22 protein-coding genes are annotated in these 21,294 nt (G+C 63.0%); 18 read left to right on the top strand and 4 right to left on the bottom strand.

Annotation, left to right across the window (positions count from 1 at the left end; all coding sequences use genetic code 11):
* Positions 1-107 precede the first annotated feature (107 nt).
* The 3 genes from FJ492_RS24265 to FJ492_RS24255 all read left to right on the top strand — a co-directional run bounded on the left by FJ492_RS24265 (position 108) and on the right by FJ492_RS24255 (position 4,612).
* Positions 108-2,489, top strand: a complete 2,382-nt coding sequence (locus tag FJ492_RS24265) for a transketolase (RefSeq protein ID WP_140751550.1) — start codon at positions 108-110, stop codon at positions 2,487-2,489.
* A 117-nt stretch (positions 2,490-2,606) separates the two neighbouring features.
* The gene (locus tag FJ492_RS24260) at positions 2,607-3,545 is read left to right on the top strand and encodes a kinase (RefSeq protein WP_348640974.1); all 939 of its coding nucleotides are present in this window, start codon (positions 2,607-2,609) and stop codon (positions 3,543-3,545) included.
* On the top strand, positions 3,539-4,612 hold the full coding sequence (locus FJ492_RS24255; protein ID WP_140751554.1) for a PLP-dependent cysteine synthase family protein: 1,074 nt from the start codon (positions 3,539-3,541) through the stop codon (positions 4,610-4,612). The genes FJ492_RS24260 and FJ492_RS24255 overlap by 7 nt, the downstream gene beginning before the upstream one ends.
* On the opposite strand, the gene FJ492_RS24250 is transcribed toward FJ492_RS24255, so the two are convergent.
* Complete coding sequence (locus FJ492_RS24250; protein ID WP_246676108.1) at positions 4,607-5,944, bottom strand: threonine synthase; 1,338 nt, start codon at positions 5,942-5,944, stop codon at positions 4,607-4,609. The two genes, FJ492_RS24255 and FJ492_RS24250, sit on opposite strands and share 6 nt — an antisense overlap.
* A 127-nt stretch (positions 5,945-6,071) precedes the next feature.
* Here FJ492_RS24250 and FJ492_RS24245 point away from each other — a divergent pair, with 127 nt between their 5' ends.
* From FJ492_RS24245 to FJ492_RS24230, 4 genes are all read left to right on the top strand, one after another.
* On the top strand, positions 6,072-6,332 hold the full coding sequence (locus FJ492_RS24245; RefSeq protein WP_140751556.1) for a helix-turn-helix transcriptional regulator: 261 nt from the start codon (positions 6,072-6,074) through the stop codon (positions 6,330-6,332).
* A 163-nt stretch (positions 6,333-6,495) separates the two neighbouring features.
* Positions 6,496-7,224, top strand: coding sequence for a LuxR family transcriptional regulator (locus FJ492_RS24240; RefSeq protein ID WP_140772621.1), 729 nt, complete (start codon positions 6,496-6,498; stop codon positions 7,222-7,224).
* Positions 7,225-7,296: 72 nt separating this feature from the next.
* On the top strand, positions 7,297-7,890 hold the full coding sequence (locus FJ492_RS24235; RefSeq protein ID WP_246676107.1) for an acyl-homoserine-lactone synthase: 594 nt from the start codon (positions 7,297-7,299) through the stop codon (positions 7,888-7,890).
* 106 nt (positions 7,891-7,996) lie between these two features.
* A complete protein-coding gene (locus tag FJ492_RS24230; protein WP_140751562.1) occupies positions 7,997-8,695 on the top strand; it encodes a response regulator transcription factor in 699 nt (232 codons plus the stop codon).
* Between the two features lie 82 nt (positions 8,696-8,777).
* Here the strand turns inward: FJ492_RS24230 and FJ492_RS24225 are convergent, their stop codons facing one another.
* The 3 genes from FJ492_RS24225 to FJ492_RS24215 are packed head-to-tail and all read right to left on the bottom strand — an operon-like array spanning position 8,778 to position 10,862.
* Positions 8,778-9,554 carry an amino acid ABC transporter ATP-binding protein gene (locus FJ492_RS24225; protein ID WP_140751564.1) on the bottom strand — a complete coding sequence of 259 codons (777 nt, stop codon included), beginning with the start codon at positions 9,552-9,554 and terminating at the stop codon, positions 8,778-8,780.
* Complete coding sequence (ehuD, locus tag FJ492_RS24220) at positions 9,554-10,213, bottom strand: ectoine/hydroxyectoine ABC transporter permease subunit EhuD (RefSeq protein WP_140751566.1); 660 nt, start codon at positions 10,211-10,213, stop codon at positions 9,554-9,556. The genes FJ492_RS24225 and ehuD overlap by 1 nt, the downstream gene beginning before the upstream one ends.
* Positions 10,203-10,862: an amino acid ABC transporter permease gene (locus FJ492_RS24215; RefSeq protein ID WP_140751568.1), complete on the bottom strand. Its 660-nt coding sequence runs from the start codon at positions 10,860-10,862 to the stop codon at positions 10,203-10,205. Before FJ492_RS24215 ends, ehuD begins: the two co-directional genes overlap by 11 nt.
* A gap of 409 nt (positions 10,863-11,271) precedes the next feature.
* Here FJ492_RS24215 and trbB point away from each other — a divergent pair, with 409 nt between their 5' ends.
* The 11 genes from trbB to FJ492_RS24160 are packed head-to-tail and all read left to right on the top strand — an operon-like array spanning position 11,272 to position 20,885.
* Complete coding sequence (gene trbB, locus FJ492_RS24210) at positions 11,272-12,255, top strand: P-type conjugative transfer ATPase TrbB (protein WP_140751570.1); 984 nt, start codon at positions 11,272-11,274, stop codon at positions 12,253-12,255.
* Entirely contained in the window at positions 12,252-12,584 is a 333-nt protein-coding gene (locus FJ492_RS24205) for a TrbC/VirB2 family protein (RefSeq protein ID WP_140751572.1), read from the top strand. Before trbB ends, FJ492_RS24205 begins: the two co-directional genes overlap by 4 nt.
* On the top strand, positions 12,584-12,865 hold the full coding sequence (locus FJ492_RS24200) for a VirB3 family type IV secretion system protein (RefSeq protein WP_140751574.1): 282 nt from the start codon (positions 12,584-12,586) through the stop codon (positions 12,863-12,865). Before FJ492_RS24205 ends, FJ492_RS24200 begins: the two co-directional genes overlap by 1 nt.
* Before the next feature lie 10 nt (positions 12,866-12,875).
* Positions 12,876-15,326, top strand: a complete 2,451-nt coding sequence (gene trbE, locus FJ492_RS24195) for a conjugal transfer protein TrbE (RefSeq protein ID WP_140751576.1) — start codon at positions 12,876-12,878, stop codon at positions 15,324-15,326.
* Entirely contained in the window at positions 15,323-16,081 is a 759-nt protein-coding gene (gene trbJ, locus FJ492_RS24190) for a P-type conjugative transfer protein TrbJ (protein WP_140772619.1), read from the top strand. The genes trbE and trbJ overlap by 4 nt, the downstream gene beginning before the upstream one ends.
* An 11-nt stretch (positions 16,082-16,092) precedes the next feature.
* Positions 16,093-16,419 (top strand): putative entry exclusion protein TrbK-alt, encoded by a 327-nt coding sequence (trbK-alt, locus tag FJ492_RS24185; RefSeq protein WP_140772617.1) that lies wholly within the window; start codon positions 16,093-16,095, stop codon positions 16,417-16,419.
* Between the two features lie 2 nt (positions 16,420-16,421).
* On the top strand, positions 16,422-17,783 hold the full coding sequence (gene trbL / locus FJ492_RS24180; RefSeq protein WP_140751582.1) for a P-type conjugative transfer protein TrbL: 1,362 nt from the start codon (positions 16,422-16,424) through the stop codon (positions 17,781-17,783).
* Positions 17,784-17,787: 4 nt separating this feature from the next.
* Positions 17,788-18,477 (top strand): conjugal transfer protein TrbF, encoded by a 690-nt coding sequence (gene trbF, locus FJ492_RS24175; RefSeq protein ID WP_140751584.1) that lies wholly within the window; start codon positions 17,788-17,790, stop codon positions 18,475-18,477.
* Positions 18,474-19,532 (top strand): P-type conjugative transfer protein TrbG, encoded by a 1,059-nt coding sequence (trbG, locus tag FJ492_RS24170; protein ID WP_140772615.1) that lies wholly within the window; start codon positions 18,474-18,476, stop codon positions 19,530-19,532. The genes trbF and trbG overlap by 4 nt, the downstream gene beginning before the upstream one ends.
* Positions 19,529-20,662, top strand: coding sequence for a TrbI/VirB10 family protein (locus FJ492_RS24165; RefSeq protein WP_140772629.1), 1,134 nt, complete (start codon positions 19,529-19,531; stop codon positions 20,660-20,662). Before trbG ends, FJ492_RS24165 begins: the two co-directional genes overlap by 4 nt.
* Position 20,663: 1 nt before the next feature.
* On the top strand, positions 20,664-20,885 hold the full coding sequence (locus tag FJ492_RS24160) for a DUF2274 domain-containing protein (RefSeq protein WP_140751588.1): 222 nt from the start codon (positions 20,664-20,666) through the stop codon (positions 20,883-20,885).
* The last annotated feature ends 409 nt before the right edge of the window (positions 20,886-21,294 follow it).

Genomic DNA, 21,294 nt, shown 5'->3' with positions numbered 1-21,294 from the left:
CACTATTGGCTCGATCAGCCAATATCACCGATCAATTTGCGCAAGAATAGTCACATTCGGAAGATCGACGCAGGTATCGTTGAGCCGCGATTTCACAGGAGCCGACGATGACGATCCTTTCCGAGCTTGAGCGCAAGATCCTCTGGCTGGCCGTCTGGATGATCCATCATGCCAATCATCTTCGAGCGTCGACGGACGGCCTCAAGGTAGGCGGCCACCAGGCCTCGTCGGCGTCCGCCTCGACCTTGATGACGGCGCTCTATTTCAAGATCCTGAGGCCGCAGGACCGCGTCGCCGTCAAGCCGCATGCCAGCCCGGTTTTCCATGCCATCCAGTATTTGTTCGGCAAGCAGACGCTCGAACAGCTGCAGAATTTTCGTGGCTATCGCGGCGCGCAGTCCTATCCGTCCCGAACCAAGGATATCGACGATGTCGATTTCTCGACCGGGTCGGTTGGACTGGGCGTGGCGCAGACCCTGTTCTCCTCGCTGGTCCAGGATTATGTCAGGGCAAAAGGCTGGAAGACCGATCGGCCGGAAGGGCGGATGGTCGCCCTGCTCGGCGACGCCGAAATGGACGAAGGCAATATCTTCGAGGCTCTCCTCGAGGGCTGGAAGCACGGCTTGCGCAACACCTGGTGGGTCGTCGACTACAACAGGCAGAGCCTCGACGCGGTGGTGCGCGAAAGCCTGTGGCAGCGTTTCGAATCCATCTTTCGCAACTTCGGCTGGGATGTCGTCATCCTCAAGCACGGGAAATTGCAACAGGCAGCCTTCGAGGAAGATGGCGGTGAAAAGCTGCGAACCTGGATCGATGCATGCCCCAACCAGCTCTATTCCGCGCTGACCTTCCAGGGCGGCGCTGCCTGGCGCAGGCGCCTGCTCGATGATCTCGGCGATCAGGGTCCGGTCAGCCGTCTGATCGAGAAACGCAGCGACGAAGACCTTGCGGCCCTGATGGCAAACCTCGGCGGCCACGATCTGGAGAGCATCATCGATGCCTTCGAGCAAGCACGCGGGCATGATCGTCCGACCTGCTTCATCGCTTATACGATCAAGGGCTTCGGCCTGCCCCTGGCCGGCCACAAAGACAACCACGCCGGATTGATGACACCGGCGCAAGTCGACGCGCTGCGGCAAGGCATGGGAGTCCGCGAGGGCCGCGAATGGGACATGTTCGAGGGCCTCGCCCATGACGAGGCTGCGATACGGTCCTTCCTCGCGTCGTCGCCTTTCGCGGAGGCAGCCCCGCGGCGCCACACAGCCCCAGCTATTCCGGTTCCGGCGTGCATCAGCTTCGGCGCTCAGCCGTCCATGTCGACACAACAAGGTTTCGGGCTTCTGATGCACGAGATCGCAAAATCGGACAGCGACTTTGCAGGCCGTGTCGTCACGACATCGCCCGACGTCACCGTCTCGACCAATCTCGGCGCCTGGGTAAACAAGCGGGGTCTGTTCGCGCGCGGCGACCAGGCGGACATTTTCCGCGAGGAGCGCATCCCCTCCACCTTCAACTGGACGTTTGCGCCGTCGGGACAGCATTTCGAACTGGGCATTTCGGAGATGAACCTTTTCACGATGCTTTCGGCGCTCGGCCTGTCGCACGCGCTCCACGGCGAGCGCCTGCTTCCGGTCGGCACGCTCTACGATCCTTTCATCGAGCGCGGCCTCGATGCGCTCAACTATGCCTGTTACCAGGACGCCCGCTTTATACTGGCCGCGACGCCCTCCGGCGTGACACTGGCTCCCGAAGGCGGAGCGCATCAGTCGATAGCCACGCCGCTGATCGGCATGGCGCAGGACGGTCTGGCGATGTTCGAGCCGGCCTATGTCGATGAACTGGCAATCATCCTGCGATGGGCATTCGACTATATACAGCGTAGCGGCGAAGCCGAGCCTGACGACCATACCTGGCTGCGCGATCAGACCGGAGGCTCGGTCTACTTCAGGCTCTCGACGCGCTCGATCGAGCAGCCGACACGCCCGATCGAAGGTAAGCTGGCGCGCGACATCGTCGATGGCGCCTACTGGCTGCGCAAGCCCGGGCCGAACGCCGAGCTGGTGATAGCTTATTGCGGCGCAGTCGCGCCGGAAGCTGTACAGGCGCTGGGGTTGATGGCCGGCGATCGGCGCGATATCGGGCTTCTGGCGGTGACCTCGGCCGATCGGCTGAACGCCGGCTGGTCAGCCGCGGCCCGGGCGCGCCAGTACGGCCATCCACGCGCCTCAAGTCATGTCGAGCGCCTTTTGGCCGGTCTTCCGGCTTCCTGCGCCATCGTGACGGTGTTGGACGGGCACCCCGCGACGCTCGCCTGGCTGGGGTCGGTCCATGGCCACCGTACACGCGCTTTGGGCGTCGAGCATTTCGGCCAGACTGGTACGATCGCCGATCTCTATCGGCATTACGGGATCGATGCGCAAGGTATCATGGCTGCTGCGCAAGCGGTTTCGGTTGGCCGGCCGCTGAGGCACCTCGGCTCCGCCGCCTGACATCGATCTCCCGCCGGCTCGTTCGATAGGAAGCGTCAATACCGGAATTCCTTGAGGGCGGATGTCAGCCGTCGGCGCCATCCTTCTGCGCTGCGAGAAAGCGTGGGGGAGATGAAAATGGCTGGCGCCGGCGATCTTATGAGCGGTGAAACGCTGCGGTCTTCGATCGGGACGGGAGCGGCGATAGCGCATCACGGCGAACTCATCCAGGGCGTCTTCAAGGATGATGGCGGGCGCCTTCATCGCGGGCTCGTCACGCTGCCGATCGCCGGTTTGAGGTCCGAGGCCACCTTTGCCAAGAGCGACGGCGATACGGTCGTTGTCCACCCTGATCATAAGGTCAAGGCGTCGGCAGCCGCGCGGCTCACGCTCAATTTCTTGAGCGTAACCGGCGGTGGCGTGCTGACGCTTCAAAGCTCGATTCCCGTGGGGCACGGCTACGGCTCATCGACCGCGGACGTCGTCGCTTCCATTCGCGCCGTAGCCGCGGCCCTCAAGGTCCAGTTGCGGCCCTCGAGCATAGGGCGTCTCGCCGTTGCCGCCGAGCGCGCCAGCGATGCGATCGCATTCGATGAGCATGCGGTCCTGTTCGCGCAACGCGAGGGCACGGTGATCGAGAATTTCGGCGGCTCGCTGCCGCCGCTGCTTCTGGTCGGGTTCAAGGCGAATGGCGGCGTCCCCGTCGACACATTGCAGCTGCCGCCGGCGCGCTACGACAGTGCCGAAATCCAGGAATTCGGCGTCCTTCGGGCGCTGGTGGCGCGGGCGGTTTACCTTCAGGATCCAAATCTTCTCGGACGCGCCGCCTCTGCCAGTGCGGTGATCAGTCAACGGCACTTGCCGAAACAGGGTTTCGAGGAGGTCGCCGAAATTGCCAGGCGAGCCGGAGCGTGCGGGGTGCAAGTCGCCCATAGCGGCTCGTTGTTTGGTCTGATTTTCGATCTTCTCGCATCGAATCTGAAGCGACGGGCAGCTTTGGTCGCGCAACAGATAAGACGCGCCGGCTTCAAGGAAGTCGAGGTCCATCTGGTCAATGCGGAGGGCTGGACATGGTGACCCTCGGAGTTGACTATTTCAGGGACCTTGAGACCCCGCGCCTTGCTCGCCTGGCGCCAAATCTAGTGGCGGCGGCTTTTCCGTTGATGAAGCTGATGCCGGCCCGCTACATTCTGGATCGGGCAGCGTCGAATGGCGAACTGAAGGCAGGCTCCCACATTGTCGAGACGACGTCCGGCACGTTCGGCATGGCGGTGGCGCTGCTCGCGGCGGCGCGTGACTATCGCCTTACCCTCGTCACCGCTTCAACGCTTATCGATGCCAAATACAAAGCCCGGCTGGAGCGCATCGGCGCGACGGTCATCGCACTTGATGATCCGCGCGGTGACGGCAATCAGCCTGGCCGGCTTGAGCGCCTGCAGCAAATCCTGGCCAAGGAGCCGGAGGGCTTCTGGACCCGCCAATACGACAGTCCGGGAAACTGGCTCGCCTATGCGCGGCTGGCTGAACTTTTCATCAGGGCAGTGGGAAAGATTGACTGCCTGGTCGGCTGCGTCGGCACAGGCGGTTCGCTATGCGGCACCGCGTCTTTTCTGCGAACGGTCTTTCCCCATCTGACGGTGTTTGCCGTCGATACCCATCGCAGCATTCTGTTTGGGCAGCCCGTCGGCAAACGCATGCTGCGGGGCTTGGGCAACAGCGTTCTGCCGAAAAATGTCAGGCATGAGCTTGTCGACGAGATCCATTGGGTCGGCGCCTATCCGGCGTATCTGAGTGCGCACCGTTTGCTGCGCGAGCACGGCATCTTCATGGGGCCGACCAGCGGCGCCGCCGCGTTGGTCGCACAATGGGTTGCAACGACCCTTCCGGACGCACAGGTCGTGGTCATCATGCCTGACGAAGGCCATCGCCATGCCGAAACTGTCTACAATGACGACTGGCTTGCGACCTTGCCTGGCTGGCCCTGCAAAGAGCCGTCTGAGCCGAGGACGCTGACGACAATCGCACCGGCCGCAGAGACGCAATGGACTCGCTTTCTTTGGCTGCGCCGCCGTCTCGACGATGTGCTGGAGACGCAGGCAACAAGTGAGGTGCCGTCGGCTATTGGTGCGGTCGACAACCTATAAGGCGAGATCCAGCCCGCTTTTGTCGAGCCAGCGCCAGGCGTCTTCCGTCGTCTGGAAGATCTGATCGTGTTCGTTCGTTCCAGTGGACCGATCGAGGTCCTTGAGACCGCTGGCGGTCACAACGGCCACGACGCGGTCTGCGGCTGCGATGATCCCTTGATCCCTCAACGTGGATATTGCGATCAGCGGTGTGACCGACGCCAGTTCGGCAAAGATCCCTTCGTCCCGCGCAAGGCGTTCCTGCATTGCGATCAGGCCGCGATTGTCGACGGGCACTGCGTGCCCGCCGGATTCGCGCAGAGCCTTCAAAGCCTGGAAGGTGCTGCGTGGCGTGCCGATCGATACGGCGAGGCTGTCGAAGAGCATCTTGCGTTCGCTCAAGGCATCGGCGCCGCTGGCGAGAGCGTCCGCTAATGACCCGTGCACCTCCGCGGCGACGAGCCGGGGCAGCTGCGTGATCGTCCCTTGCGCGTACAACTCGCAAAAGCCCGCCCACACGCCCGACAATGCATCGCCATAGCAGACCGGCAGGACGCACCAGTCCGGCGCCGTGCCATTCGATTGCTCGACGATCTCGTAGGCGATCGTCTTGTAGCCCTCTATGCCGAGTGGATGGCTGCCGACGACCGGACCGTGATAGGGCGAGGCAATGAACCAGTCATAGCGGGCAGCCGCCTGGTCCAGCAGGGACCATCGGTCCATTTTGTTGACCAGGGGCAGCACGGTCGCGCCATATTTTCGGATCTGCGCCAGCATCGCGCCGGCCGACCCGGCGAAGGTGGTGACAACGCACTTCAGCCCGGCTCTAGCTGCGTAAGCCGCCAGCGAAGCGCCGGCGTTGCCAGAGGAGGCGGTCGCGATGATCTTTGCGCCACGCGCCCGCGCCACGCTGACCGCGATGGTCGAGAAGCGGTCCTTATGCGACCAGGTCGGGTTTCGGCCTTCGTCCTTGATTGCGAGGTTGGGAACACCGAGAAATGCGCCGATGCGCGGCGCCGCAAGCAACGGCGTCAAACCCTCCCCAAGGCTCACTGCATCCGCGGCTGTGCAAGGCAGCATATGCGCAAAACGCCATAGCGAGCGCAAGGAGGTGGCACCGTCCAAGGGATGAGGAGGAGGATCGGCATAAACCGGCCGAAGATTTGCGGGTGCGGTTTGCTGACACCGCGCGCATCCCTTGGAGTCGATGATGACATCGGCGGGGTAGGAAGCATCGCATCGGATGCAGACGAATTCCAGGACCCGGCTTTCTTCCGTTCTGGGTCGGCTAATCTCGCCAGAGGAATGCACTTGTACGTTGTGCGCGAGGTCGCGAAACGGCCGGCTCGACATGGCTATTCCTGTGTCAGGAAACGATGAATTCGCTGGTTGTTTCAAACAGCCAACCGCACCGCTGTCAATGCGGAATGTGCACTATAGTGTGTCGCACCATAGTGCGCGTCGTAGCATCCGTTGTTCAATGAAACTGCGCGGCGTTTTTGGTTTGAACGTGCAGCGGCTACGGAGAGAAAGAAGACTGTCTCAGGAGCAGTTGTCTTTCGTTTCGGGCCGCACGCGAGCCTATATCAGCAGCGTCGAGGCCGGTCGGCGCAACGCCACGCTGGATACAGTCGAGATCCTGGCGAAGGCCTTGGATGTCGAGCCGCAAGAGTTGATCGCGGCCGTTCCATCGAAGGCTGTGCGTGTGACGAAACAAGGGGTTGCGAAGTCGACTGAATGAAGGCTCACATGTTCTTTCGAGATATTGAACGCCCGCTTTTTGTCGACTTTAGCCGTCTAATTGACTCCTGCAGTGTACATTCGCTCTAGGTCCCATTGAAGAACGTGGAGACGCGCATAAGTTGTGGCGCGGCGTGCGGCTTGGCTTTTGTCGAGGTCTGCCAATGCAGAGCGAAGGTGTTGCTGATCTTTTCGTAGCAATCTCAAGGATCGACACTGCGCGGTCAATTGATGCAATCCTGCAAGAGTTTCGCTCCATCATGGGGCGGTATGGATTGCGCAATTTTCTGATCACCGGCCTGCCGGTGCCGCACGACGCGGACTGGCAACGCGAGATCCTGGGCGACGGATGGCCTCCCGAATGGTATTTTCGATATGTCTCGGAGCAGCATTTTCTGCATGATCCTTGCGTAGCGCAGTGCCGGCACTCGCCACAGCCCTTCCTGTGGGGCGACCTTCCAGCCGCAAGACTGTTTAAACGCGCAAGATTGGTGATGGACGAGGCGGCGGAGTTCGGGATGAAACAAGGTATCTGCGTCCCGGTACACGTCCCGCTGTCAGGTCCCGGCGTGGTCACCGCCGCGAGTGACCGGATTGAATTCCCGCCGAGCGCCATGCCCTTCATCGAGACGCTCTGCGTACATACGTTCCGGAGCCTTTCAGCGTTAGGAACACCTGGCGGGGGAGATCAGCCCACGCCATTGACGGCGCGCGAGCGCGAACTTCTGGAGTGGAGCGCACAAGGCAAATCCACCGAAGACATCGCCTGCATCCTCGGCGTCACCAGAAACACGGTCGAGAGCCATCAACGCAACATACGAGGAAAGCTCGACGCGATCAACGTGTCCCATGCCATCGTCAAGGCGCTGCGACGGCAGGAAATCCAGATTTAACAATACCTGAATACCGTCATACGTACGGAAAGTCCGTTTTCCTACGACCTCCGCCTGGAGGCGTCATGGTTCGTGTGCACTTGGTCACCTGGGAAAACAGGAAGCAGTATAGAAAAGTGCTGGAGCGCTATTTTCGCATACGTCAAGCACAGACGATGGCGCGCCGTCGCCCGGCCCATCAACATCGAGATCGACGCCTTCGACAACGAGCATGCGGTTTATGTTCTGGCGCTCGATACCAACGGCAAGATCGTCGGCGGCTCCCGTCTTGTTCCGACGCTGGAGCCGCATCTGATGAGCGAGGTCTTCCCAGTTCTCGCCGGCGGCACGCCTCCGAGAGCGGCAGACATTTTCGAATGGACGCGTTTTTTTGTCGTTCCATCGCTTCGCACGCACGGAGCGTCGTCGCCGATCGCCGGCTTTGTTCTGTGCGGTCTTCTTGAGACGGCCCAAAGTCTGGGGATTCGACAGATCAGCGTGGTGTGCGAAACATTCTGGCCGAAACGCCTGCGTGCGCTTGGCTGGACACTTTTCGAGCTCGGCAACTCTCTCGAGCATCCGGATGGCGACATCATCGCGCTGCTTATCGATGTAACCCCTGAGGCTATCGAGCAGACGCGCCGCGCTTATGGCATCAGCGGCGTCATACTTGCAGACAAAATCTAGGATGATACCCACCGGGAGCTAAAAGTTCGCCCGCCAGGGGATATTGTCTCGCGCCCACTTGCGCGGTAGTCAGCCCTATGATGCACCGAATTCGGTTGATCGACTCATGACGCCGCTGGTCCTGATCTCTTCGAAGGACCCGGATTTCTTTCTGGTTTACGGGCACATCCTTTCGGTGGCAGGCTTCGAAGCCCGGCTGATCACGGCAGACACGAAGATTGCCCCCGCCATCAAGGCGGCGGCGCCGCTTGCCGTCATCCTGGACTGTCATGCGGGCGACCGCGCAATCGCTAAGCAATGCCTGGCGCTGAAGTCGGACGAAGCGACAAAAGCAACGCCCCTTGTCGGCTTGGTTGCGCCTCGTTCCGGCAAACTGCACCTGGACCTTATCAAAGCGGGCGTCGACGAGATATTTTCGCGGCCGTTTGCGCCCGAGCAGCTTCTGACCTGGCTGCATGGCAAGGCAGGGGTCGCGAAGCACGCGCGGGAAACCAAGACAGGGGATCTGGTGCAGGGTGATTTCCGGTTGGAGCGACAGACCCACCGGACATTCTTCAAACAAAAAGAAATCGTCATGCCACCGATAGAGTTCAAACTGTTGCGCAGCCTTCTGGCGCAACCTGGAAAGGTCTTCAGCCGCGAGGAACTGGTCGCGACCGCATGGCCTGAACACGCCGCCGCAACCGATATACGGGGTGTTGATGTTCATATTGCCAGGTTGCGCAAAAGGCTTCGGGCATCTGTGGGAAGCGACGTGATCCGGACGGTCCGCTCTGCTGGTTACGCATTCGCGCCGGACTGGTAGTCCGCGCGGCGATTCCGGCGTCGATCCAATTGTCATGTCGGCGATCGCGCCGGTTTGCGTGCGCGGTTCACAGGATCAGCTCTCAGTGGCTCAGGATGGTATCCAGGAACCGCCTGGCGCGCGGATGAGCGGCTCTAGAGAAAAAATCACTGGAAGACGCGTGCTCGACGATGCGGCCTTCATCCATGAAAACGACCTCATCGGCGACTTCGCGCGCAAAGCCCATCTCATGCGTCACGCAGACCATGGTCACGCCGCTTCGCGCCAGCGCAACCATGACGTCGAGCACTTCCTTGATCATTTCCGGATCGAGAGCCGAGGTGGGTTCATCGAACAGCATGATGCGGGGATCGAGACAGAGAGCGCGCGCGATCGCCGCTCGCTGTTGTTGACCGCCCGACAGCTCAGCCGGATAGGCCCGTGCCTTTTCGGGGATGTGCACCGCGGTCAGATGCCGCATGGCGATCTCTTCGGCCTCGTGCGCCGATTTCAAGAGGACCCGGCGCAGCGCCAGCGTGCAGTTGGCAAGCACGGTGAGGTGAGGGAAGAGGTTGAAGCTTTGGAACACCATGCCTGTCAGCCGGCGCGCCGTCGCGGCATCGCGATCGGTTTTTCCCAGACTTCTCCCTTCGAATTCTATCGTGCCCTTTTGGAAACGCTCAAGACCGTTGATGCAGCGAACCAATGTCGACTTGCCGGACCCGGACGGCCCGCAAATGACGACGCGTGCACCCGCTCCCAAGGTCAGATCTATGCTTTTCAAAACGTGCACGGCACCGAACCACTTGTTGAGGCCGTTGATCCGCACGAGGGGGACGGATTGAAGCGTCGAAGTCGGAAGCGCGCGCCGGTCGAGCATCAGCGGCGCCCGCTCGCAAGCAGGAGCTTCTCGATGCGCTTCACTCCATATGAAATGATCAGCGCCAGGGCGAGAAACAGAACGCCGGCGACGGTCAGCGGCTCCGCATAGCGATAGGTCTCGGAAGCGATATCGAAGGCGCGCCCGAGCATTTCCGGCACGGCCAGTATCGCGAGATAAGGCGTCGCCTTAAGGATCGAAACCAGGTAGTTGCCCAGCGGCGCGGCGATGTTGCGCAGCATTTGGGGTGCGATGACGAACATGACCGTGTCGCGGCGTGTGAGCGACAAGGCTCTGGCTGCTTCCTGCTGGCCCCTCGGGATAGCGTCGATGCCCGCCTTGAACACCTCCGCCAGATAACCGCTGTAATACAGGCTTAGCCCCAGTATGCCCACCGTCATGGCGCCAAGCCGGATCCCATAGAAGGGCATGACGAAGTAAAGGAAATAGAGCCAGGCCAAGACCGGCGTCGAGCGGATGAAGTCGATAAGGAAGCGCACGGCGAGGCCAGGCGCACCGCCCCCGCGGCGGATCATTTCGAAAGCGAAGCCAAGCGCCGACGCACCGAGGCAACTCAAGACCGTGGCGAGCAGGGTAGTCCCGATCGCACCGATAATGGTCGGGATTGTCGAGAGCGCGAAGTCGAGGTCAAATCCCACGGGGCGTTCCTCTTTCGGGGTTGACCCGCGCCTCGAGCCAGCGGCCGGCGAGCGCGATCGGATAACAGACGACGAAGAACGCCAGCAGCAGCGCCGAATAGATCGCCACCGGGTCGTATTCGGTCTGCGAGATTTCCTTGGCGCGGAAGGTCATGTCCGTCAGCGTGACCAACGAGACGAGGGAAGTCGCCTTGACGAGCTGAATAAGGTTGTTGACGAATGTGGGACTCATGGCGACCAACGCCTGGGGCAGCTCGATCAGAAGCAGGATCGCCGGGCGCGAGAGGCCGAGCGCCATGCCAGCCTCGCGTTGGCCGGCAGGAAGAGATTGGAGCCCGGCCCGCACCGCTTGGCTGGCATAGCCGCCGCTATTGAGGCCGAGCACCAATGCACTGACGGTCATTGCCGATAGAGTGACCCCCATGACCGGCAGAACGTAGTAAAAGACGAAGAGCAGGACGACGACCGCTGAACTGCGCCAGAATTCGATTATTGCGGTGACCAGAAAGCGCGTAAAGCCGGTGGTCAGAAACTGGGCCACGCCGAAAACAAGCGCGAAGGGCACTGCGAAAACCAAGCCATAGGCGGTGACCGCTGCCGTTATCCGCAGTCCTTGCAGGATCCCAAGCCAGATGTCTAGCATGCTCATGACGCTTCACCGCCCTTTGTCGTCAAGGGCGCGGCGTTGCGACTGTCGGGGCCCTTCGAGCATATTTGGAAACGACCACTTGGCGCCGAGTCCTCGGGACCGAACCGCATGACAATCCTCCGCGCCGTGGAAAGGGCGATCGCCGCCACTGCCAGGCGATCTCATAAACCCGGTGGGAGTCCGGTGTCAATAAACATGTACATATGATTGCTGAAGTTTATATTCCGCCGATCTTGGAACGCCCCGATATGCCGCCATAAAGCTAACTGACCTCGGCGCCGCCGTTCGGCGGTTGTTGCTCGCTGCGCTACGACGGCAGTCGAAAGCTGTTGAATCCGGCCGCTCCAGGCTTTTCTTGCTCATCCCGACCGGGAGCTGCTCGACGAGTTCCCGATCCAACGGGGACAGGATGGCTATCTCGCACAACGATACCGAAGGACGCGCGCGCAGCTCCCGTATGCTGCGCACCGCGCTCGGACCCGCCATCGCCCGGTTCCTGGACGATCCCGCGATCGTCGAGGTCATGCTGAACCCTGACGGCCGGATCTGGGTGGATCGGCTTTCTGAAGGTTTGGCCGATACGGGGGAAATGCTCGCGCCTGCCGCTGGCGAGCGGATTGTGCGTCTGGTCGCCCATCACGTCGGCGCCGAGGTCCATTCCCGGTCACCGCGGGTCTCAGCCGAGTTGCCGCAAAGCGGCGAGCGTTTCGAAGGCCTGCTGCCGCCGGTGGTCGCCGCGCCGGCCTTCGCGATCCGCAAGCCCGCGGTCGCCGTCTTCACGCTCGATGACTATGTCGCGGCGGGCATCATGACTTCTGGCGACGCCGCTGTCTTGCGCGCCGCGGTTGCGGGCCGCGCAAACATTCTCGTTGCCGGCGGCACGTCGACGGGCAAGACGACCCTGACCAACGCGCTGCTCGCCGAAGTGGCGAAAGGGACGGACCGGGTCGTCATCATCGAGGACACCCGCGAACTGCAATGCGCGGCCCCCAACCTCGTCGCGATGCGCACCAAGGATGGCGTCGCCACGCTTTCCGACCTGGTTCGTTCCTCGCTGCGCCTGCGGCCCGATCGCATCCCCATCGGCGAGGTGCGCGGCGCCGAAGCGCTGGACCTGCTCAAGGCCTGGGGCACCGGGCATCCCGGTGGCATCGGCACCCTTCATGCCGGCTCCGGTATTGGCGCTCTGCGCCGACTTGAACAGCTGATCCAGGAGGCCGTCGTCACTGTCCCGCGTGCGCTGATCGCCGACACGATCGGCCTTGTCGCCGTGCTCGCCGGACGCGGCGCGGAGCGACGGCTTGTCGAACTGGTCCGGGTCGAGGGTTTGGGGCCCGATGGCGATTATCGCATTGCTGAAGCTACCCCGATCAACACAGGAGAGATTTCATGACCCGCCTGCTTTCGCGCTGCCGCGCCGGCCTGGCCGCGGCCAGCGCCGCCATTGCCTTCAACCTCATGGTCGCGCCGGTCGCCGTTGCGTCCGGCTCCTCGATGCCGTGGGAACAGCCGCTCGAGAAGATACTGCAGTCGGTTGAGGGACCGGTCTCCAAGATCATCGCCGTCATCATCATCATCGTCACCGGCCTGACGCTGGCCTTCGGCGACAGCTCAGGCGGCTTCAGGCGGCTGATCCAGATCGTCTTTGGCCTTTCGATCGCCTTCGCGGCATCAAGCTTTTTCCTTTCGTTCTTCTCGTTCGGCGGTGGAGCGTTGATCTGATGACAACCGGATTCGAACAGCTCGACACAGTGCCGGGGTGGACGGTGCCCGTGCACCGGGCGCTGACCGAGCAGATCCTGCTCGGGGGCGCGCCGCGTGCAATCGCGATCCTGAATGGCACGTTGGCGGGCGCCGTCGGTCTTGGGCTGCGGCTCTGGCTGGTCGGTCTTCTCATATGGGCTATCGGTCATTTAACGGCGGTGTGGGCCGCCAGGCGGGATCCGCTTTTTTTCGAAGTCGCACGCCGGCACCTGCGGCTGCCCGGGCATCTGTCGGTTTGAGGGCGCCGCTATGATGAGCCTCGCCGAATACCGCCGGACTGCTGCTCGCCTTGCCGACTTTCTGCCTTGGGCGGCACTCGTCGCCCCCGGGGTCGTGCTCAACAAGGACGGCAGCTTTCAGCGCACCGCGAGGTTTCGCGGACCCGATCTCGATTCCGCCGTAGCGGCGGAACTTGTCGCGGTGACATCGCGCATCAACAATGCCTTTCGTCGTCTCGGCTCGGGCTGGAGCATCTTCGTCGAAGCGCAGCGGCACGAAGCGGCTTCTTACCCCGAAAGCCAGTTTCCCAACGCGGCCTCCGGCCTGCTCGATGCCGAGCGCAAAGCCGACTTCGACGAGGAAGGGGTTCACTTCGTATCGAGCTACTTTCTGACATTCCTCTTCCTGGCGCCGCCCGCGGACGCCACGCGCGCCGAAGGCTGGCTTTATGAGGGTCGCGACCAGTCGGGCGCGGATCCGGGCGAGATCGTCCGCGCTTTTGTCGACCGGACTGAGCGCGTGCTGTCCCTGCTCGACGGGTTCATGCCTGAATGTCACTGGCTCGATGATGGCCAAACGCTGACCTACCTGCATTCGACCATCTCGACCAAGCGCCATCCGGTGCGCGTCCCCGAGACCCCGATCTATCTCGATGCGCTGCTGGCCGACGAGCCGCTCGCCGGCGGGCTCGAACCGCGGCTTGGCGACAAGCATCTTCGCGTGCTCACCATCGTCGGCTTTCCGACCGCCACGACACCCGGCCTGCTTGATGACCTCAATAGGCTGGCCTTCCCGTACCGCTGGTCGACCCGCGCGATCCTGCTCGACAAGGTCGACGCTGTCCGCCTTTTGACCAGGATACGGCGGCAATGGTTCGCCAAGCGCAAGAGCATCGCCTCGATCCTGAAGGAGGTGATGACCAATGAGGCATCAGCACTCCTCGACACGGACGCCGCCAACAAGGCGGCCGACGCCGACACCGCGTTGCAGGAGCTCGGCGCCGACATGGCTGGCATGGCCTATGTCACCGCCACCATCGCCATATGGGATTGCGACCCGCGCGTGGCCGACGAGAAACTGCGGCTTGTCGAGAAAATCATCCAGGGCCGCGACTTCACGGCCATTGTCGAGACCGTCAACGCCGTCGACGCCTGGCTCGGCTCATTGCCCGGGCACGCCTATGCCAATGTCCGTCAGCCGCCTATCTCGACGCTCAATCTCGCCCACATGATCCCCCTTTCTGCCGTGTGGGCGGGGCCGGAACGGGACGAGCATCTGGTCGGTCCTCCCTTGCTTTACGGCAAGACCGAAGGTTCGACCCCGTTCCGGTTGGTTCTTCATGTCGGCGACGTCGGTCACACGCTGGTCGTCGGCCCGACCGGCGCCGGCAAGTCGGTGCTGCTGGCGTTGATGGCGCTGCAATTCTGCCGCTACCGCAACACTCAGATCGTCGCTTTCGATTTCGGCGGCTCGATCCGCGCGGCGACGCTCGCCATGGGCGGCGACTGGCACGATCTCGGGGGTCATCTCACCGAAGGCATGGATGCTTCCGTTTCGCTGCAGCCGCTCGCCCGCGTTCATGACACATACGAGCGCGCCTGGGCGGCTGACTGGATCGTCGCGATCCTGACGCGCGAGGGCATCCAGATCACCCCGGACGCAAAAGAGCATATCTGGGCGGCGCTGACCTCGCTCGCCTCGGCTCCGGTCGAGGAGCGCACCATCACCGGGCTCAGCGTGCTTCTGCAGGCCAATGACCTGAAGCAGGCGCTTCGGCCCTACTGTGTCGGTGGCCCGAACGGCCGGCTGCTCGATGCAGAGGCCGAACATCTCGGGCAGGCATCCGTGCAGGCGTTCGAAATCGAAGGTCTGGTGGGCACGCAGGCCGCGCCGGCCGTCCTGTCCTATCTGTTTCATCGCATCGGCGACCGGCTCGACGGTCGTCCGACCCTGCTCATCATCGACGAAGGCTGGCTTGCCCTCGACGATGACGCGTTCGCAGGGCAGTTGCGCGAATGGCTGAAGACGCTCCGCAAGAAGAATGCCAGCGTCGTCTTCGCCACGCAGTCGCTCTCCGACATCGACAATTCGGCTATCGCGCCGGCGATCATCGAAAGCTGTCCAACCCGGCTGCTGTTGCCCAACGAACGCGCGATCGAGCCGCAAATTACCGCCATCTATCGCCGCTTCGGCCTGAACGACCGCCAGATCGAGATCCTGGCGCGAGCCACACCCAAGCGCGATTATTACTGCCAGTCCCGTCGCGGCAACCGTCTCTTCGAGCTCGGCCTGTCCGAGGTCGGGCTGGCACTTTGCGCCGCATCCTCGAAGAGCGATCAGGCCCTGATCGGCAGCATCATCGCCGAGCATGGCCGCGACGGCTTCCTGTCGGCCTGGCTGCGTGCCCGCGACGTCGGCTGGGCCGCCGACCTCATTCCCGACCTCACCGTTCCCGAACCTGAAAAGGACTCCAAACCATGACTATTCGTCAGAGCCGCCGGCGCGTCCTTCTTCTGGTCGCGGCGACGCTCGCCACGCCGACCGCGATCTCGCCGATGATGACTGCGCCAGCGCATGCCTTCATCGTGTTTGATCCATCGAACTATTCCCAGAATGTCCTGACGGCTGCGCGTTCGCTGCAGCAGATCACGAACCAGATCACCTCGCTTCAGAACCAGGCCCAGATGCTGATCAACCAGGCGCGCAACCTCGCCAGCCTGCCTTTGTCATCGCTGCAGCAACTGCAACAGTCGGTACAGCGCACGCAACAGCTTCTCGGCGAAGCACACAACATCGCCTTCGACGTCCAGCAGGTCGACAAGGCATTTCAGCAGCAATACAGCAGCGTCTCGCTCTCTGTTTCCGACCAGCAACTCGTCACGGACGCGCGCTCGCGCTGGCAAAACACAGTGGGCGGTCTCCAGGACGCAATGCGCGTCCAGGCGGGCGTCGTCGCAAACATCGACACCGGCCGCGCGCAGATGTCGGCGTTGGTCGGCGCCAGCCAATCGGCGACCGGTGCGCTGCAGGCGACACAAGCTGGCAACCAGTTGCTTGCGCTCCAGGGCCAGCAGCTTGCGGACCTGACCGCCTTGGTAGCCGCCAATGGTCGCGCCCAGGCGCTGAGCGAGGCCGAACGTGCCGCCGCGGTCGATCAGGGCCGTGAGCAACGCCGCCGCTTCCTGATCCCAGGCTCCGGCTACCAGGCCGGCTCGGTCCAGATGTTCAACCGCTGAGGTCGATGGCCATGGACGGTAAACCCCTCGCTCGCCTCGTGGCCGTCGTCTTCGTCGCCGTCGCCATGACGGCGACGGCGCTCGAGATGAGCGGGAAGGAAGACAAGCCGGTGGGGGAGGGCCCGCACACACCGGCGGCCTCGGTGCCGAATCCGCTTCCCGATGGCCTGCGCCGCTGCCAGGCCCTCGGCGAGGCTGCCCTGCGTGAGGATGGATGTGCGCGGCTGTGGGCCGAACAGCGTAATCGCTTCCTCGGTCTCGAAAGGCCGTCGGGGAGTTCGCTAAGCGAGCCCGCCGCTTCGCGGTCGCCGGATGCTCGCCCCCACGAGGCTCGATAGACATGGGCAATACCGGCGTCATCGACCAATTCCTGGCCACCTTCGCCCGCTATATCGACAGCGGTTTCGGCCTGCTCGGCGGCGAGGTCGCCTTCGTTGCCACCACGCTGATCGTCATTGACGTGACACTTGCCGCGCTCTTCTGGAGCTGGGGCGCCGATGACGACATCCTCGCGCGGCTGGTCAAGAAGACGCTCTTCGTCGGTGTCTTCGCCTACCTGATTTCGAATTGGAACAGCCTCGCCCAAATCGTCTTCGAGAGTTTCTCCGGCCTTGGGCTCAAGGCGAGTGGAACCGGCTTCTCGGCACAGGACCTGCTGCACCCGGGCAAGGTGGCGCAAACCGGCCTCGACGCCGGACGACCATTGCTTGAGGCGATCTCCGGTTTGATGGGCTACATCTCCTTCTTTGAAAACTTCATCCAGATTGCTTGCCTGCTCTTTGCCTGGGCGCTCGTCCTGCTCGCCTTCTTCATCCTGGCGGTGCAGCTCTTTGTGACGCTGATCGAGTTCAAGCTGGCGACGCTGGCCGGCTTCGTGCTGATCCCCTTCGGCTTCTTCGGCAAGACGGCCTTCATGGCCGAACGCGTGCTCGGCAACGTCATCTCGTCCGGCATCAAGGTTCTGGTGCTTGCCGTGGTCATCGGCATCGGATCGACGCTCTTCGGCGAATTCACCCAAGGCTTCGGCGGCGAGAGCCCCACCATCGACCAGGCCATGGCGATCGTGCTGGCGGCGCTGTCGCTGCTTGGCCTCGGCATCTTCGGTCCTGGCATCGCCAGCGGCCTCGTCGCGGGTGGACCGCAGCTCGGCGCCGGTGCGGCCGTCGGGACTGGCCTTGCGGCGGGCGGCATCGCAGTTGCAGGCTACGGAGCAGCCAGCCTCGCGACGCGAGGCGGGACAGCCGCATTCGCGGGGGTGGCGTCGGCCGCGCGTGGCGGGACGTCACTCGCTGGCGGCGGCTCGGCTGCCTATACGCTCGGCGCCGCCGGCCAGTCTGGCGTGGTGGGCATCGCCTCCGGCCTGGGCGGCATTGCGCGCGCTGGCGCTTCGGCGGCAGCCTCTCCACTCAAGCGCGCCGCCGCAAACGCCGGTCAATCGCTTAGCTCGAGCTTCGCCACTGGCGCCCGTTCGGCCGCTGAAATCACCGGCGGCTCGTCGACCATGGGAACGATTGGCGGCGCCGCTGCGTCAACCGCGTCCGGCGTGGGCAAGCCATCCAGCACTCAAGGACAGCCCGAATGGGCCAGACGCTTGCATCGCTCTCAACGCCTCGCCCACGGCGTCCAGACCGCCGCCCGCGCGGTGCGCGCCGGTGACAGCCATGGCGGCGGAGCCTCGATTTCTCTTTCTGAAGGCGAATGACGAAATGAACATCTTTAGGCGCCCCGCCGTCCATTACGGCAAGAGCCCTCGACCAGAAACCCCCTATCAAAAGGCGGAGCAGATCTGGGATGAACGCATCGGCTCCGCACGCGTGCAGGCACGCAACTGGCGCGCCATGGCGTTCGGGTCGCTCATCCTGTCGGCGGGGCTCGCCACCTCGCTGGTCTGGCAGTCGGGCCGCGGCACGGTCGTGCCGTGGGTCGTGCAGGTCGATAAGCTCGGCCAGGCTCAAGCGATCGAGCCCGCAACCGCCGACTATAAGCCGACCGATCCGCAGATCGCGTGGCATCTCGCCCGCTTTATCGAGCAGGTACGCTCCATCCCCGCTGACCCGATCATCCTGCGCCAGGACTGGCTGCGCGCCTATGATTGGACCACCGACCTGGGCGCGGCGGCGCTCAACGACTATGCGCGCGCTGCGGATCCTTTCTCCAAGGTCGGCAAGCAGCAGGTCGCAGTGGACATTTCGTCGGTCATCAGAGCCTCGCCGGGCTCCTTTCGTGTCGCTTGGATCGAGCACCACTACGAAAACGGTCAGCTTTCAGGCACCGAGCGCTGGACCGCGATCCTGACGATCGTGACGCAGATGCCAAGCGACGCCGAACGGCTTCGCGCCAATCCGCTCGGTATTTACGTCAACGCCATCAACTGGTCGCGGGAGATGAGCCAATGAGCCCGACATCGCGTCTTGTTGCCCGCACGACTTTCCCAAGATATCTGCTGTCGGCGCTGGTCTCGGGGACGACGCTGCTTGCGGGTTGCGCCACGCCTGCGAAGAAGCCGCCGAAGATCAGCTACGATACCTATGTTCCGCCCTTGCCGCCGGCTCCAGCCGCCGCGACCGACCAACGGCCGAAACCTCTTCGCGTGCCACCAGGTTGGGCGCCCGCGAGAGGCGGCGCCATCGGGGAAACGCCGGCCGCCCGTGTCGAGAATGCAAACGCCGCGGCGCGCGTGGAACCGCGCCGTGAGGGCTACTACAACGCGATTCAGATCTACCCATGGAGCGAAGGAGCGCTCTACCAGGTCTACGCCTCACCTGGCCAGATAACGGACATCGCGCTTGAGCCGGGCGAGAGCCTGACCGGAGAAGGTCCGATCGCGGCAGGTGATACCGCGCGCTGGATCATCGGCGACACCGAAAGCGGGTCCGGCATTGCTCGACGGGTCCACGTCCTGGTGAAACCCTCGCGCGCGGACATCACAACGAACCTTATCATCGCCACGGACCGGCGCAGCTATATGCTTGAGCTACGCTCAGGCGCGAAGCCCTACATGCCCGCCGTTGCGTGGTCCTATCCGGCTCTGAAAGCGGGCCTCCTGCAGACGATCGCCGCGACGCCGGTCATACCGGACGTTACGGTGCGCAACTATCGCTACGGCCTCACCGGCGACAGCCCGCCCTGGAAGCCGGTGAGCGCCTATGACGATGGCCGCAGGGTCTATGTCGAGTTTCCGCGCGGCATCGTGCAAGGCGAGATGCCGCCGATTTTCGTCATCGGTCCGGACGGCGAGGCTGAAATCACCAACAGCCGCGTCTATCAAAACATCCTCATCATCGACCGGCTTTTTGGTGCGGCCGAACTGCGTCTTGGCGCAGGCAAGCGGCAGCAGACGGTCCGGGTAGTGCGCGTCGACAGAAGAAGCGATGGGTTGTGGCGGGGCCCAAGCGACAGCACCGCGGCGGAGCTGCCGAACGCAATGCACAGGGGAGCGCTGCAGCCATGAACGAGAAGAATATGGCCGAACCCATGCGGCTTCGCGCCGACCCGCCGCGTGTGACGCGTCTGTCGCGCAAGATGCTCGCAGGCATCGGCTTCGTCGCCTCGCTCGGTGTCGGCGGCGCGCTGATTTACGCTCTGCAGGACGCCAACACATTCAAGCAGGGCGAGGAACTCTACGCTACCTCCGATCGGCCGCCCGCCGACGGGTTGGCAAGACTGCCGCGCGACTATGCCGGCCCGATCCTTGGGCCGCCGCTGCCTGGCGATCTCGGCAGGCCGATTCTCGATGCCCAAAACAAAGGGCAAGCCGTGGTGCCCCCATCAATCGCAAGTCCCGCGATCGACGAAGCCGAGCAGCGCCGGCAAGCCGAAGAGGAAGCGGCCAGAACCTCGCGCGTGTTCTTCCAGACAGCGCAAGGAGATTCCAGGACCGCCGAAGCGTTCGCTCCTGCTGTTAGCGATCTTGCCGGTCAGTACGCTCAGCCAAATGCGCAGGATCGCCAGCTTTCTTTCCTGTCCGCCGCCGCTGACCGGCGTACGGTGGCCCCGGATCACATCACGCCTCCGGCGTCACCCTATGTGCTTCAAGCCGGTGCCGTGATCCCGGCCGCGCTCGTCACAGGTATCCGGTCGGACCTTCCCGGGCAGATCAGCGCTCAGGTGACCGAAAATGTCTATGACAGCCCCACCGGTCGCTCGCTGCTCATCCCGCAAGGCACTCGAATTGTTGGGCAGTACGATAGCGGGATTGGTTCTGGGCAGCGCCGCGTGCTGCTTGTCTGGAACAGGCTGATCTTTCCCGACGGACGCTCCATGGTGCTGGAGCGGCAGCCTGGCGCGGACGCTCAGGGCTATGCCGGCCTAGAGGATGCCGTCGACTATCACTGGGGCGAGTTGTTCAAGGCCGCGGCGTTGTCGACCATTCTGAGCGTTGGCGCGCAGGCCGGTTCTTCTGATCAAGACAGCGATATCGTGCGGGCTTTGCGTAGCGGCGCTTCCGATAGCGTCAGCCAGGTAGGCCAACAGGTCGTTCAGCGGCAACTCGCTATCGCCCCGACGCTCACGATCCGGCCGGGGTTTCCCGTTCGCGTCCTCGTCACCCGCGACCTTGCCCTTGAACCATACGGAGGTTGACATGGCCAAGTTGAAACTTGCAACGATCGCCGACGACAAGCCGGTGAAGATTACGGTGGAACTGCCGGCGCCTCTGCATCGCGACTTGGTGAAATACGCAGAGATCCTTGGGCGCGAGACCGGGCGGCCATCTGCCGATCCATCACGCTTGATTGCGCCGATGCTTCAACGGTTCATCGCAACGGACCGCGGCTTTGCGAGAGCGAAGAAGGAAGAGGCTTAGACCGAGCTTTCCTATGCCCGACGACCGGCGAGCGTGTTGGAGCCGGGACGCCGATAGGATGCGCTCCTGTCGATGGCTTACGGCCACTTTAGGCTTGAACGGCCAAATCGTTCGCTATCATGGACCGGTCATGGCGTTGCCCAGCTTTGATCAAGGTCAAAGCGACGCCGCTCGATCCGCCGTTACCTGCTGGCAATGGGAATGAAACGATCGGACGGCGCTGCAGCGCTCGGCTGATCCGGCTTCGGAGAAATAAATGATCCTGCATAACGGCACACCGGACTTTGAGGGACATGGATCAAGAAGAATGACAGCTCTGCCATCCAAAGGTGTATGTTGCCAATCTATTTTAGATAGAGCTAAATGAAGGTTCGAACCGGGTGGACTGGTCCCCTCCAAGTCCCCCGCG

The organism is Mesorhizobium sp. B2-5-4 (assembly GCF_006441095.1).
In the GTDB taxonomy this organism is placed as follows: Bacteria; Pseudomonadota; Alphaproteobacteria; order Rhizobiales; family Rhizobiaceae; genus Mesorhizobium; species Mesorhizobium salmacidum.
The sequence above is the reverse complement of the archived record's forward strand: the minus strand, read 5'-3'. Positions and strand labels throughout refer to the sequence as shown.